Genomic DNA, 12986 nt, shown 5'->3' with positions numbered 1-12986 from the left:
TTTTACTTGCTGTCCACCGGCATGGTCGGCGGGCGTGGGATGCAAATCAAGCCCCAGATTGCCGCAGTTGAAGCTGTGCTGGCAATGGCATCTCAGCCGCCGAGGATTTTCCCGAGAATCCCTTTTTTGCTGCCGGTCCGGCTGGTTTCGTCGGCGAGCCGTTCTTCCTGCTCGTCATCATCACGAGGATGCAGGAGCTCGACCCGGTCGTGGCGGATGAAGCTCTCGACACCGCGGCCCTGGAACAGGGTTATGCCAAGTGCAGCGAGATCCGGGATGGCCGTTTCGTCGACGCAATTATAGAGGATAAAGCGTTCGGGCCCGAGCCTGGCAACGCACTCCGAGAACGCAGTCCATTCGGCTTCACTGCCGGGCGTCAGGTGCCGGTCCCACATGATTTTCAAATAGGTAAAACGCTCCGGCGGCACTTCGAGTTTCGGCAAGGACGTCCAGCGGACACCATCCAGTGCGATGGGGAATTTCTCGTGTTCTAGATCGCTCACCATGCGGTCGAACTCGGTCCGCTCATGCAGGGCCTCGACATAGGGTACTTCAAGAATGATGCGCTTGCGGGTGCTTATCGGAATGGCGGCGAAGGCCTCGTCCAGTTCCCTCTCGATAACCACTGTGCTGTTAACGTTCACTGTGTAGGTTTTGCCCGCTTTCAGTCGATCTTCCACCAGATGGTCGAGCATGCGGATATCGACGACTTCGATCACTTTTTCGAAAAGCCAGGGGTTGGCGCGGATGTCCTGCCCGAACATGTCGTCGAGTGCGTCGATGGAGACGGTGAGCGCACTTGCAAGGGAAGTTGGCTGATGCAGGTCGGTAAGATCCCAGATGGTTTGCTCGCGCACCAGATTGGAAATATCGGCATTCCTGAGCGATTCGAACAGCCGCATGAAACTCTGCAGCTCGCCACTATCGCGGTTGGGTTGCCGTGTGTTGTCGACTTCAGCCATGAGCTTGCGGCAGATCTTTGCAAGCTTGCCTGCTTCCGTCTTGAGGCTGAGTTCCTGATGTCGCGCGGCGCCGCGTCCGCTGCGTTTCAGAAAGGCGTCGAGCCGGTCGACTGCGTAGACCGCCAGATGCGTCTGGTCACTCGGGGTGACGATGGCGACGATATGATGCGCGAGCCGGAACATTTGGGATTTCCCGTCCTTCGGCACAACATCGATGCGGGCAATCAGCGTCCGGAAGAAAATCGGATCGTTGATATGGGGGATTGAGGACAGGTCGATCAGAATCGCCGTGCGATCAGTGTCACCGGCCGTGGCGTCTTCTGTCAGAGCCAGCAGCTCCGCTTCTTCGGTCTGCATGCGGGCGTCCATCCAATTCGTGTTACCGGGAGTTTGCCCGATCAATGTGGTGCAAGGCAATCTTGGCTGTTCGCTTAGAACAGGGCGCGGCCCGCGGCGACGCTCGCAGTGCCGACGACAACGGCGACGAGCGGGTTGGCGCCGAGGAGCGAGAGGGCGGTGACGATGACCAGGGCGACACGAAGCCGCCTGGGGCAACCAGTGCATTGGTCCGATCCGCTCTTCATATACGAGTCATTCGACGAGCTTGAAGTTCGCCGTAAGTTCGAGGTCTTTACCGGAGAGATTATCGCTCAGACTGACTCGTAGCAGGTAATCGCCAGTCGGCGCATCTTCCGGGAGGCGGAATTGGTTCAGGTCTCGGGCCGAGAGGATGCTGTAGCGCGCCGGCGCCGGTCCGATGATCGCCGTGCGGTTCTCGTAAAGCGTCTGCTCATGTCCGTCCGGCTGTCGGAGGATGGCGGAGAACGTCACGTTTGCTTTATAATCCTCGGAGACCTCCATGCCGTTGAAGGCGATGTGGACGAAGATGCTTTCACGGCGCGAGAATCGGCTCTTTCTCACGACGCGGATACCGCTGCTGGACGGCTTCTTCAGTTCGTCGATAATCGACGCATCCGTTAGCGCGACCGACGCCGAGAAAAAACCATCCCGCGTGCCGAGATTTAGCGATTCCAGGCTGGTTTCGAAACGGGAGACTATGGTCTGTAAACGTTTGGCGACATTGGGCGCTGCGGAAGCCATACGCTCCCGAATCAGACGTTCGACCATGGTGTGTTGCTGCATGTTGCTCCACGTCGCCCATTCGATGACTCTCTTGAGGGCTGCATTCAGCTTGGAATTGCCAGTTGGCCCGTTCGGGGCTTCATAAACCTTAAATATAGCGCCGAAAAATTTCGGATCGCCGGTTGCGAACAGGGCGCCCCAAAGCATGTCTAGCTGTTTGGGGTGCTTGACGGCCATGGCGGTGATAGGTGGCGGTCGTTTGCCGAGCGGCATCTTGTTGATGATCCGCTGGTAGGCGGGCGGAGCATAGATGTCGAGGAACTCTGTCATTAGCGCCAAGAGGATAACTTTTTTCAGTCTTGGGCTGTATCGAGAGCTGATTTCCTTTGCGAGGAGCTCAGGTTTCGCCGCAAGGACCTGGCTTAGAAAGCCGACGACTGGATACTGGGCGTTCTCCCAATCCGTCTCCAGGATCTGCGAGTCTTCTATGTTCGCTAGAAGTGCGGATATTGAAGGCTGTTTGGGGACGGTATAATAGTAGGTCAGCTGGTCCAACAGCTTTGCCTGCGCAAGGTTTTTGGGCGCGAAGAGCAGGTATGTTTGGGCCCCTGTCGGGCAGGAAGTGGCAATTAGAAACAGGGCCAAGCCGACGGCACGCAGGAAACTTTTGTTCATTTTCCACATGTGTTGATGCTCATTTTTTTATCTTTTGATTGCAGTCAGTAAATCATCCTGAAAACGTTGTGCCAATTGGAAAGCGAGTGCTCAGAACAGGGCGCGGCCCGCGGCGACGCTCGCAGTGCCGACGACAACGGCGACGAGCGGGTTGGCGCCGAGGAGCGAGAGGGCGGCGACGATGACGAGCGCTGCGCGCTCGAGCCAGCCTGTATGCCAGATCGTCGGCGCCAGGATTGCCACCAGAACGGCGCCGGGTATGGCGGCAAGCCAGCGGGATACGAACCCGCCTTCCGGAACCCAGCGCATCATCAGGAAGCCGCCGATCCGGGTGAAATAGGTCACCAGGCCCATCAGCAGGATGGCGAGCATCGCGGTCCAGTCGAACGCAAGATAGGGGGCGAGGAACTCAGCGTTCACGGAGCAGTCCTCCAACCAGAGATCCGGCAATACCGCCGATCACCACATGGGCTTCGCCCGGGACGTACTCATTGGCGAGAATGGCGCCGGCGGCGGCCACGGCCCAGGGAAGGATCTGTTTTCGACCGGTCCAGATGGGCTTGATCATGATGACGAAAAAGGCTGGTAGCAGCACGTCAAAGGCGAGGGCCTTCGGGTCCAGCGCGGCGCCGAGAGCATGGCCGAGCCCGGTGCCGAACACCCAGCTGAACCAGAGCACGATGCCGGAGCCGAGCAGAATTCCGGCATCGGTCGCGCCTTTTCGGCGCTCTGAGATGGCGACGGCCCAGTTCGCATCGGTCAGGAAGAAGAGGCTGATCCAGGTGAGGTGCCGGGGGAGCGGCTCGAACCATTCCCTGATCGAGGCACCCATCAGCAGCATGCGGGAATTGATGCCGAGTGTGGTGATGGCGATGATCAGAAGCGGCAGTGGGTCCTGCCAGAGGTTGACGATAGCAACCTGGGATGCACCGGCGAACACGAAGCCGCTCATGGTGACGGCTTCCAGCCAGCTCATTCCCACATTGCGGCTGATCACGCCGACCGCGACGGCAAAGAAGAAGCCGCTGACAGCAATAGGCCAGATCATAAATGCGCCCTTGCGCATGCCGGTCGAAGTAAACGTCGTCATCGTAAATCCCGTCAGGTGCCGGCTAGATGTGCGTCCGGCAGCGGACGAGGTCAAACGAGATTTTGTTGCGATGCAATTAGGCGCGGTAACGTGTGGAGGTCAGCCTGCGAGCTTCTGCATCACCAGTGTCGGCGCATCATGCCGGACCGCGCGTTCCGCACGGGGTGTCCGTCCGAAACACTCCCGATAGCATTTCGAGAAGTGGCTGGCGGAGACGAAACCGCAGGCGAGGGCGACCGACAGGATCGACATGCTGGTCTGGGCCAGCAGCTGGCGGGCGCGCTGCAGGCGGAGATTGAGGTAATAGCGTGTCGGCGTGCTCGATAGGTATTTCCGGAACAGCCGTTCGAGCTGCCGGGTTGAGAGCCCAGCCTTGTCCGCCAGCGCGGTCTGGCTCAGCGGCTCTTCGAGATTGGCTTCCATCTCGGCGATCACGTTGATCAGTTTTGGATGGCTGACACCAAGGCGGGCACGCAGCTCCATCCGTTGATGATCATGCGGCTCGCGGATGCGGTCGTGGATGAATTGCTCAGAGACCTCGTTTGCCAGCTTGAAGCCGTGCTGCTTGGCAATCAGATGCAGCATCATGTCGAGGGCGGCGGTTCCGCCGGAGCAGGTGAAACGATCCCTGTCGATTTCGAACAGGTCCGATGTGACCTCGATCTCGGGGAATTCTTCTGTGAAGCCGCCGAGATTTTCCCAGTGAATGGTACAGCGCCGGTCTTCCAGCAGGCCGGCCCGGGCCAGAACATGGGCACCAGTGCAGACCGAACCGATAGCCGCGCCCTGACGGGACAGCCGGCGCAGGGCGCCGAACACCCGGTCGTTCTTGTAGTGCTGGGCATCGATGCCGGCGGCGACGATGACGGCGTCCGAACTGGTCAGGTCATAGAGGGTTCCGACGGTATTCACCTCGACACCGTTGCTGGCCTGCACGGGCTTGCCGTCCTCGCTCAGTACGCGCCAGTGATACAGCGTCTTTCCCGCCATGCGGTTGGCCGAGCGCAGGGGCTCTACGGCCGCAGTAAAGGGAAGCAGCGAAAAGTTCGGCGTAAGAAAGAAGTCGACAGTGAGCGGGACGTCATTTGGGTCGTCGAACATATTTGGCCATACTCTCCACCGAACGGGTTTTGGTTTTTTTCCAGTCCCGTGATTCTGTCGTGAAAAGGATAAAGCCAAGTCGGTGCCCCGGAGCAACGAAAATAAGGTGTAGGTATATGTTTTCGAGTGGCTCTGGCTCTAGCTATGTCGGCAGCGGGACACTGGGTCGGGAATAGGCGATTTCCAGCGGGGCTTTGAGGGGGCGAAGGAGGATCCGATGACCGACTGTGACAGGATCGCGGCCGCCCTTGCGCACCATGGACTGTTGTTGCGCGGCGGATTTCATCCAGATGCGAGGGAAACAGTGCTCGCGGGGGGCGAATCAGCCGGGACCGTTCTGCTCGTCGGAAATGCGGGGCCGGGAATGTGGGAGGCTTTTTCTGCACAAAAGCCTGCGGGTGCGGACCCGCTGGATCGCTGGAGCGGAGATGTGCTGGGGGCCGTGGCTCGACAGTTCGGTGCTGAGGTGGCGCTGCCGTCCGACGGCCCGCCCTACCGGCCGTTTCAGCAATGGGCGATGCGGGCCGAGCCGGTTTTTCCGTCCCCGATCGGTATCCTGATCCATCCTGTCTACGGTCTCTGGCACGGATATCGGGGAGCATTGTTGTTCGCGGCGGTTCTGGAGTTGCCGGCGAGCGCAGACCCCGGCGCGGACGACTGTCACCCATGCGATGGCTGTCTCGATCGGCCATGCCTTACGACGTGTCCGGTCACGGCGTTTTCGGACAGTGGTTATGACGTGCAGGCCTGCCGTTCCCATCTCCGCTCGCCTGAGGGCGGCCGCTGTCTCGAAAGCTCATGTCTCGCCCGTCGCGCATGTCCCGTCGGCCGGGACTATGTCTACGAGGCGGCGCAGTTGGCTTTTCACATGGCAGCGTTTAACGGAAGTGCCCTGGAACAAAGCACCAAATAGTTGGCCCAAATAGTTGGCCCAAATAGTTGACATAGAGCGGAACGAAAAACGGCCGGTCAGATGACCGGCCGTTTAATATTTCTGTGATCCGAAGCGTCAGGGTACTTCGGAGATCGATTCGAGTTGGGCTTCCGGCGGGGCAACAGTACCGCCGGCTTTGGTCACTGCCTGATCCAGATCGATCTGCGAGCAGAGGCCGAGCAGGACCGGATGGCGTGCCGTGATGTTCTGGGAATTCCAGTGCGTGCGATCGCGCACTTTGTCGATCGTGTCCTTGGTCGTGCCGACCAGTTTCGCGACCTGGGCATCCTTAAGTTCCGGATGGTGCTTGACCAGCCAGGCGATCGCGTCCGGCTTGTCGCCGCGCTTGGATACCGGGACGTATTTCGGTCCCTTGGAACGGGCTTTCGGTTGCGGCAGCGTGCTGACCAGAATTTTCATCCGGTAGGACGTGTCGGCCTCGGCCTTGTCGATCTCGCTACGGGCCACCTGGCCGTTCTGCAGAGGATCAATGCCCTGGATTCCGGAGCTGACCTCGCCGTCGGCGATGGCCTGAACTTCGAGGGGGTGCAAGCCGCAAAAATCGGCGATCTGTTCGAACGACAACGCCGTATTGTCGATCAGCCAGACGGCCGTCGCTTTCGGCATCAGCGGATTCGCCATGATATCTCCTTTGAAGCGCGTTATCCGTATGCCTTAAGGAATACGGATCCGTTCTTTCTTGGTTGTCTGAAATGTTCTGAATGATGGTTATATAGAGCAAGATACGGAACGATCCAATCATAGTCTTCGTCAAATGTGCGATGCTTGAACACGGATCGAGGCGAAACCGGATAACGGGAGAAGGGCTGATGACATTCGAGGATCTGGAGCCGAAGAACGTAACCCGCAAGCCGGTCGATCTTTCGACCTGGAATATCGAGGACCTTGAGCTCTATATCGAGAACATGAAGACGGAAATAAGTCGCGCGGAAGCGATGATAGCCGAAAAGCAGTCTGTCTCCTCGGCGGCGGAATCTCTTTTCAAGCGTTAGGCGGCGGCCTGCCGAACCTTGCGGTGCAGCATTATTCTCTGTATCGCACGAGATAGACAAAAATGGACGGATACGGGGACAAGGGCATGAAGGGCAAGACGGCAGTCGTCACTGGATCGACCAGCGGCATCGGCGCGGCCATGGCGGCGGCATTCGCTGCCGAAGGCGCGAACATCGTGATTAATGGCCTGGGCGATGCGGCGGAGATCGAGAAAGGACGCGCTGCTCTGGGAGCGGCACATGGCGTTCAGGTGATCTACCATGGCGCCGACATGACCAGGCCGGAGGAGATCGAGGATCTGATCCGGACAGCCGAAGGGCAGTTCGGTTCCGTCGATATCCTCGTGAACAATGCCGGCATCCAGCATACCGCTCCCATCGAGGATTTCCCGGTGGACAAGTGGAATGCTGTGATCGCCATCAATCTTTCAGCCGCCTTCCACGGCATGCGGGCCGTTCTGCCGGGGATGAAGACGCGCGGCTGGGGCCGGATCATCAATGTGGCCTCGGCACATGGCCTTGTCGCCTCGGTGAACAAATCGGCTTATGTGGCCGCGAAGCACGGCATTGTCGGATTGACCAAGGTTGCCGCTCTGGAAAACGCCCAGAGCGGAGTGACCTGCAACGCGATCTGCCCCGGCTGGGTGAAAACGCCGCTGGTCGTCGCTCAGATCGAGGCGCGGGCCAAGGCTAACGGTACCAGTGTCGAGGACGAGACCCAGGCGCTGCTGCTGGAAAAACAGCCTTCCGGACAGTTCACCACGGTCGAGCAGCTTGCGGGAGCCGCCGTGTTCCTGTGCGGCGATGCCGCCAGCAACATGACGGGCACGACTGTCACGCTCGATGGCGGCTGGACGGCCCAGTAACGTCTTCTCCGGCTTCGCTCCCACTGCCGATATTCGCTTGATATCGCTCTGCTAATCGAAAGGGCCTCTGTGAAAGGCAAGACAGTTCTCGTAACCGGTTCGACCAGCGGGATCGGCGCGGCATTGGCCGAAGGGTTCGCCACCGAGGGTGCGAATATCGTGCTGAACGGACTGGGCGATGCGGCGGAGATCGAGAAGCGACGCGCGGCCCTGGCAGCGGAGCATGGTGTTCCGGTGATCTACCATGGCGCGGATATGAGCATCCCGGATGAGATCGAAGATCTGGTCCGGACGGCCGAGGGCCAGTTCGGCGCCGTCGATATCCTCGTGAACAATGCCGGGGTGCAGTACACCGAAGTGATTGAGGCCTTCCCGGTCGAGCGCTGGGACGCACTGATCGCGATCAACCTTTCGGCTCCGTTTCATGCGACGCGCGCGGCCCTGCCTGGCATGAAGCGGCGCGGCTGGGGGCGTATCGTCAATATAGCGTCCAATGCGGGACTGGGCGGGTCGGTCCGCAAGTCGGCCTATGTGGCGGCCAAGCACGGTGTCGTCGGCCTGACCAAGGTGATCGGCCTGGAGAACGCCCAGACAGGTGTGACCTGTAATGCGATCTGCCCCGGCTGGGTGAAAACACCGCTGGTCGAAGTGCAGATTGAAGATCGGGCGAAAAGGGACGGAACCAGTATCGAGCAGGCAACCTATGACCTGCTGATCGACCAGCAGCCGTCTGGAAGGTTCACTACGGTCGAGCAGCTTGCGGGTGCCGCTCTGTTCTTGTGTAGCAGTGCCGCCGACAATATGACCGGTACCGCGCTGACACTCGACGGCGGCTGGATGGCTATCTAGCGATTATTGGAGCGGAAAAACAAACACCCGCCGAAAATCCGGCGGGTGCGAATGGCTTTCTGATAAAAGCGGTGAAGTAACGGGATTGCCCGGCTAGGGCCTGAGATTCTCCATCTCATCTTTAATCGCAAGTTTCTTCCGTTTTATTTCTGCGACAGCAGCGCTGTCCGGCATGGGTCTGGTACGTTCCTGATCAAGGTTTCGCTCCAAGGTCTCGTGGCGTTGTTTCAGCGATTCAATCCGCTGTGCCTGGGCCATGCCTATGCTCTCCTTTTTTTGATCGTGAACTTTCAAACGTTACAATTCAGAGAATAGGTATCTTTAGGGGCTTGTGCAATGAGTCCGCTTCGGGCATGTTGCGCGGTTTTTTGCTCAAAGCGCGCAAGGCGCTGGATTCCCGAGGTAAATTTTTTTTATGAGAAATCCTCAAAAAAACAAGCTGATAATCGGGATCAGCGGGGCCTCGGGAGTGATCTACGGCATCCGGTTGCTTGAAATGCTCAGAGCTCTGCCGGACGAGCGGAAAATCGAGACACATCTGATCATGAGCCGTGCCGCGGAAATCACGCTGGCGCATGAAACGAATCTCAAGGTCCGGGATGTCGAGAAGCTGGCCGACGTGGTGCATGCCAACAAGGATATCGGCGCCGCCGTCGCCTCCGGATCGTTCCGGACGATGGGCATGATCATTGCCCCATGCTCGATGAAGAGTCTGGCGGAGATTGCAACGGGCGTCACCGACACGCTGCTGTCGCGCGCGGCCGACGTGATCCTGAAGGAGCGCCGCCGGTTGGTCTGCATGGTGCGGGAGACGCCGCTGCATTCCGGGCACCTGCGAAACATGCTGGCATTGTCCGACATGGGCGCGATCATTGCGCCGCCCGTTCCAGCCTTCTACGCGAAGCCGGAATCCATCGCTGATATGGTGGACCACTCCGTTGGCCGGGTGCTGGATCTTTTCGATATCGACAGCGGCACGGTCCGCCGCTGGAAGGAAGACGCTGCGCCGTGACCCCGGTAGGGAAAACAGCCTTTTCCGTCCGCACGCTTGGCCATGGCGACGAAGCCGCGTTCCTTGCTCTGAGACGAGAGGCGCTGACTGGGTGTCCAACATCTTTTGCCGCCGCCCCGGAAGACGATTTCCTGCAGACCGAAGAAGATGTTCGTCAGCTGTTCGCTCGGCGGAATGGTGATGCCGTCTTCGGGATTTTTACCGATCGTCTGTATGGAATGGCGGGGCTGTACCGGGAGCGGAAACAGAAAGCACGGCATAAGGTTTATATATGGAGCATATATGTCGCACCGGTTGTGAGGGGGCTTGGCGCGGGTCGCGCCTTGATGGAAATCGTGATCTCTCATGCGGGTACACTCGAGGGTGTAACTCACATATATTTGAGTGTCTCGGAGCAGGCTGGTCCGGCGCGTGCACTTTATGGCAGTCTCGGATTCTCAGTCTGGGGAGTGGAGCCGGGAGGGCTTATCGTTCAAGGCGTTAGCGTGCCAATACAGCACATGGTTCTGCCGCTGCCATGAGCCTTTCCGGGGGGAGTCGGAGTGTTCGTTTGAACTGTTCGATGTCACATTTTTGTCGCCGCGCTGACTCCGACTTGACATTTCTGGTGGGGGCATTACCGTCTGCCCCGGGCAAGTTGAACAGGGTGCTCAAACTCTAAAAAGAATAAAAAAGGGGCCGCGCTTTTGCGCGGTCCTTTGATTCTGGGCCGATGGTCCGGACGACTCTACAGAGTGGAGCCGGACTCCTTAAAATATCCTCCCAGAAGCGCCATCGCGCTTGCGTCCAATCCTCCATCCGTTAAAGATCGCGCCGAACCTGACCAGAGTGCAGGATGGAGGGGCAGAACATGGCTTCAGACGGAAATCTCTTCGGTTTCGACACGCTCGCGTTGCATGCCGGACAGCAGCCGGACAGCGATACCGGCGCCCGGGCGGTGCCGATCTACCAGACCACGTCCTATGTGTTCCGGGACTCCGAGCATGCGGCCTCGCTGTTCAACCTGGAGCGGGCCGGGCACATCTATTCGCGGATTTCGAATCCGACCGTCGCGGTGCTGGAAGAACGCATTGCTGCGCTTGAGGGCGGGGTCGGCGCGGTGGCAACGGCCAGCGGTCACGCGGCCCTGCATCTCGCCATTGTCACGCTGATGGGCGCGGGCTCGCACATTGTTGCCTCCAGCGCGCTCTATGGCGGCAGCCACAACCTTTTCAGCCATACCCTGCCGCGCTTCGGCATCGAGACCACCAAGGTTCATCCGCGCGACATCGACGGCTTCCGCAAGGCGATCAAGCCGGAGACCCGTCTGGTATTTGCCGAGACGATCGGCAACCCAGGCCTTGAGGTGCTTGATATCGCCGCGCTGGCGGAAGTCGCTCATGAAGCTGGTATCCCGCTGATGATCGATTCGACCTTCACCACGCCCTATCTCTGCCGACCGTTTGAGCATGGTGCCGATATCATCATGCATTCCGCCACCAAATGGCTCGGCGGGCATGGTGTGGCCATCGGCGGCGTGCTGGTTGATGGCGGGCGGTTCGACTGGGAGGCCTCCGGCAAGTTCCCGACCCTGACGGAACCATATGCCGGTTATCACGGCCTTGATTTCGCCGAAGAATTCGGGCCGCAGGCCCTGTGTATGCGCGCCCGGGCCGAGGGCTTGCGCGATTTCGGCGCCTGCATGTCGCCGACCAACGCGTTTCATCTGATGCAGGGTATCGAGACGCTGCCGCTACGGATGGACCGGCATGTCGCCAACGCCCGCAAGGTCGCGGCCTTCCTGGAAGCGTCTGAGGCGGTGGAGTGGGTGCTCTATCCTGAGCTCGACAGCCACCCGGACAAGGAGCTGGCGACGCGGATGATGCCGAAGGGGGCGGGATCGATAATAGCGTTCGGGATAAAGGGCGGCCGCGATGCCGGGAAAACCTTCATCGACCGGCTCGGCGTCTGGTCTCACTTGGCGAATGTCGGTGACGCAAAGTCCCTTGTCATTCATCCGGCCAGCACGACGCATCAGCAGATGGATGCGGAGATGATGAAGGCGGCGGGACTGTCCGAGGATCTGGTCCGGCTTTCGGTCGGGCTTGAGGATGTGGACGACCTGATAGGCGACTTGAAACAGGCGCTGCGCGCCGCAACTGCGCGCAAGGCGGGCTAGAGATGAAGTTCGACGTAAATGGGGATGAAGCGTTCGCGGCGACAGGCGGCCGTCCGTTTGATGGTGACAAGACAACGATCCTGATGCTGCACGGTGCCGGGATGGATCACACGGTCTGGTCCATGCAGGCGCGCTACTTCGCGCATCACGGTTTTTCCGTCCTGGCTGTCGATCTGCCGGGGCACAGCCGCAGTGCCGGGACGGTGCCGGAGACTATTCCCGCTTTTGCTGACTGGTGTCTCGCGGCGCTGGATGCGGTCGGCGCCGGAGAGGTGATGGTCATGGGGCATTCGATGGGCTCGCTCATCGCGCTTGAGGTCACAGCCCGTCTGGGTGCTCGTGCGAAAGCGCTGGCCTTGCTCGGATCGGTACCGGAAATGAAGGTGCATCCGGACCTGCTGAATGCCGCCCGCACCGGCAATCACGTGGCGCTTGAGACCATGGTCGGCTGGGGCGTCGGCAAGCGCGCCCAGATCGGTGGTCACAGGGCACCGGGGGCCTGGGTCTGCGGCGCCAGCATGCGCTTGCTGGAGGCTGGCGACTATGCGGTGCTGGCGACCGACCTTGCCGCCTGTGATGCCTATGACGGGGCGCTAAAAGCTGCGGCGGCGGTCTCATGCCCGGCGCTGGTGCTTTCCGGCTCCGACGACAAGATGACCCCGGCCAAGCTGGCCCGGCCGCTGGTGGATGCTCTGCCGGATGTCCGAGCTGTTATTCTGCCGAAAGCGGGTCACATGATGATGATCGAACAGCCGGACGAGACGCTGGATGTGCTGGCTGACTTTTTCGGAGCGCTTCGGTGAGCGGGGAGGGAGAGACCGAGACCCGGGAGCGGTTCCGCTGGTGGCTGGAGATTTCGACGCGCTGGATGGACAATGACGTCTACGGGCACGTCAACAACGTCCAGTATTATTCCTATTTCGATACCGCCGTGAACACGCACCTGATCCGTGAAGCCGGGCTGGATATCCACAACAGCCCTGTCGTTGGACTGGTGGTGGAGACACGTTGCCAGTTCAAGAAATCACTGGTTTTCCCGGATCGCATCGATGCCGGTATCCGGGTAGACCGCCTCGGCCGGTCGAGCGTCACCTACGCAACAGCACTGTTCCGTGAAGGCGACGATGAAATCGCCGCGCTCGGTCATTTCGTGCATGTCTATGTCGACCGGGCAACGCAGACGCCGGTGCCGATCCCGGAGCAAATGCGTGCCGAGATGGAGAAGCTCCGCCTCGAATAAGGC

General features: G+C 59.8%; 16 protein-coding genes. 9 read left to right on the top strand and 7 right to left on the bottom strand.

What is annotated here, in order from left to right; translation table 11 throughout:
• Positions 1-92: 92 nt before the first annotated feature.
• The 5 genes from VOI22_RS09865 to VOI22_RS09845 form a co-directional block, all read right to left on the bottom strand.
• On the bottom strand, positions 93-1319 hold the full coding sequence (locus tag VOI22_RS09865; protein ID WP_323796353.1) for a hypothetical protein: 1227 nt from the start codon (positions 1317-1319) through the stop codon (positions 93-95).
• Between the two features lie 234 nt (positions 1320-1553).
• On the bottom strand, positions 1554-2720 hold the full coding sequence (locus tag VOI22_RS09860) for a hypothetical protein (protein WP_323796352.1): 1167 nt from the start codon (positions 2718-2720) through the stop codon (positions 1554-1556).
• Positions 2721-2810: 90 nt separating this feature from the next.
• Positions 2811-3140 (bottom strand): AzlD domain-containing protein, encoded by a 330-nt coding sequence (locus VOI22_RS09855; protein WP_323796351.1) that lies wholly within the window; start codon positions 3138-3140, stop codon positions 2811-2813.
• Positions 3130-3810, bottom strand: coding sequence for an AzlC family ABC transporter permease (locus VOI22_RS09850; RefSeq protein WP_323796350.1), 681 nt, complete (start codon positions 3808-3810; stop codon positions 3130-3132). Before VOI22_RS09850 ends, VOI22_RS09855 begins: the two co-directional genes overlap by 11 nt.
• A 99-nt stretch (positions 3811-3909) precedes the next feature.
• Positions 3910-4911: a GlxA family transcriptional regulator gene (locus VOI22_RS09845; protein WP_323796349.1), complete on the bottom strand. Its 1002-nt coding sequence runs from the start codon at positions 4909-4911 to the stop codon at positions 3910-3912.
• A 217-nt stretch (positions 4912-5128) separates the two neighbouring features.
• On the opposite strand from VOI22_RS09845, the gene VOI22_RS09840 reads away from it, so the two are divergent.
• Positions 5129-5824 carry a ferredoxin gene (locus VOI22_RS09840; RefSeq protein WP_323796348.1) on the top strand — a complete coding sequence of 232 codons (696 nt, stop codon included), beginning with the start codon at positions 5129-5131 and terminating at the stop codon, positions 5822-5824.
• A gap of 96 nt (positions 5825-5920) precedes the next feature.
• On the opposite strand, the gene VOI22_RS09835 is transcribed toward VOI22_RS09840, so the two are convergent.
• Positions 5921-6487: a DUF1013 domain-containing protein gene (locus tag VOI22_RS09835; protein ID WP_028466867.1), complete on the bottom strand. Its 567-nt coding sequence runs from the start codon at positions 6485-6487 to the stop codon at positions 5921-5923.
• Between the two features lie 188 nt (positions 6488-6675).
• On the opposite strand from VOI22_RS09835, the gene VOI22_RS09830 reads away from it, so the two are divergent.
• The 3 genes from VOI22_RS09830 (at position 6676) to VOI22_RS09820 (ending at position 8573) form a co-directional block, all read left to right on the top strand.
• On the top strand, positions 6676-6858 hold the full coding sequence (locus tag VOI22_RS09830) for a DUF1192 domain-containing protein (protein WP_028466868.1): 183 nt from the start codon (positions 6676-6678) through the stop codon (positions 6856-6858).
• A gap of 62 nt (positions 6859-6920) precedes the next feature.
• Positions 6921-7724 carry a 3-hydroxybutyrate dehydrogenase gene (locus VOI22_RS09825; protein ID WP_323796347.1) on the top strand — a complete coding sequence of 268 codons (804 nt, stop codon included), beginning with the start codon at positions 6921-6923 and terminating at the stop codon, positions 7722-7724.
• Between the two features lie 69 nt (positions 7725-7793).
• The gene (locus VOI22_RS09820; RefSeq protein WP_323796346.1) at positions 7794-8573 is read left to right on the top strand and encodes a 3-hydroxybutyrate dehydrogenase; all 780 of its coding nucleotides are present in this window, start codon (positions 7794-7796) and stop codon (positions 8571-8573) included.
• 93 nt (positions 8574-8666) lie between these two features.
• Here VOI22_RS09820 and VOI22_RS09815 read toward each other — a convergent pair whose 3' ends face one another.
• Complete coding sequence (locus VOI22_RS09815; protein WP_084608349.1) at positions 8667-8831, bottom strand: YdcH family protein; 165 nt, start codon at positions 8829-8831, stop codon at positions 8667-8669.
• A 157-nt stretch (positions 8832-8988) separates the two neighbouring features.
• On the opposite strand from VOI22_RS09815, the gene VOI22_RS09810 reads away from it, so the two are divergent.
• From VOI22_RS09810 to VOI22_RS09795, 5 genes are all read left to right on the top strand, one after another.
• Positions 8989-9585, top strand: a complete 597-nt coding sequence (locus tag VOI22_RS09810) for a UbiX family flavin prenyltransferase (RefSeq protein ID WP_323796345.1) — start codon at positions 8989-8991, stop codon at positions 9583-9585.
• A complete protein-coding gene (locus VOI22_RS21120) occupies positions 9582-10106 on the top strand; it encodes a GNAT family N-acetyltransferase (protein ID WP_416366154.1) in 525 nt (174 codons plus the stop codon). Before VOI22_RS09810 ends, VOI22_RS21120 begins: the two co-directional genes overlap by 4 nt.
• Positions 10107-10435: 329 nt before the next feature.
• Entirely contained in the window at positions 10436-11743 is a 1308-nt protein-coding gene (locus VOI22_RS09805) for an O-acetylhomoserine aminocarboxypropyltransferase (RefSeq protein ID WP_323796344.1), read from the top strand.
• A gap of 2 nt (positions 11744-11745) precedes the next feature.
• Positions 11746-12546, top strand: coding sequence for an alpha/beta hydrolase (locus tag VOI22_RS09800; protein ID WP_323796343.1), 801 nt, complete (start codon positions 11746-11748; stop codon positions 12544-12546).
• Complete coding sequence (locus VOI22_RS09795; protein WP_323796342.1) at positions 12543-12983, top strand: thioesterase family protein; 441 nt, start codon at positions 12543-12545, stop codon at positions 12981-12983. The genes VOI22_RS09800 and VOI22_RS09795 overlap by 4 nt, the downstream gene beginning before the upstream one ends.
• Positions 12984-12986 lie beyond the last annotated feature (3 nt).

Origin of the sequence: Nisaea sp. (genome assembly GCF_034670185.1) — a bacterium.
Lineage (GTDB): Bacteria > Pseudomonadota > Alphaproteobacteria > Thalassobaculales > Thalassobaculaceae > Nisaea.
This window is presented reverse-complemented; position numbering and strand designations above follow the sequence as displayed.

What these genes read in the sequence shown, in the direction of transcription:
- VOI22_RS09830 (WP_028466868.1), top strand. Translation starts at nt 6,676, where the DNA reads ATGACATTCGAGGATCTGGAGCCGAAGAACGTAACCCGCAAGCCGGTC.
- VOI22_RS09850 (WP_323796350.1), bottom strand. Translation starts at nt 3,810, where the DNA reads ATGACGACGTTTACTTCGACCGGCATGCGCAAGGGCGCATTTATGATC.
- VOI22_RS09835 (WP_028466867.1), bottom strand. Translation starts at nt 6,487, where the DNA reads ATGGCGAATCCGCTGATGCCGAAAGCGACGGCCGTCTGGCTGATCGAC.
- VOI22_RS09805 (WP_323796344.1), top strand. Translation starts at nt 10,436, where the DNA reads ATGGCTTCAGACGGAAATCTCTTCGGTTTCGACACGCTCGCGTTGCAT.
- VOI22_RS09860 (WP_323796352.1), bottom strand. Translation starts at nt 2,720, where the DNA reads ATGAACAAAAGTTTCCTGCGTGCCGTCGGCTTGGCCCTGTTTCTAATT.
- VOI22_RS09840 (WP_323796348.1), top strand. Translation starts at nt 5,129, where the DNA reads ATGACCGACTGTGACAGGATCGCGGCCGCCCTTGCGCACCATGGACTG.
- VOI22_RS09800 (WP_323796343.1), top strand. Translation starts at nt 11,746, where the DNA reads ATGAAGTTCGACGTAAATGGGGATGAAGCGTTCGCGGCGACAGGCGGC.
- VOI22_RS09825 (WP_323796347.1), top strand. Translation starts at nt 6,921, where the DNA reads ATGGACGGATACGGGGACAAGGGCATGAAGGGCAAGACGGCAGTCGTC.
- VOI22_RS09815 (WP_084608349.1), bottom strand. Translation starts at nt 8,831, where the DNA reads ATGGCCCAGGCACAGCGGATTGAATCGCTGAAACAACGCCACGAGACC.
- VOI22_RS09810 (WP_323796345.1), top strand. Translation starts at nt 8,989, where the DNA reads ATGAGAAATCCTCAAAAAAACAAGCTGATAATCGGGATCAGCGGGGCC.
- VOI22_RS09865 (WP_323796353.1), bottom strand. Translation starts at nt 1,319, where the DNA reads ATGCAGACCGAAGAAGCGGAGCTGCTGGCTCTGACAGAAGACGCCACG.
- VOI22_RS09845 (WP_323796349.1), bottom strand. Translation starts at nt 4,911, where the DNA reads ATGTTCGACGACCCAAATGACGTCCCGCTCACTGTCGACTTCTTTCTT.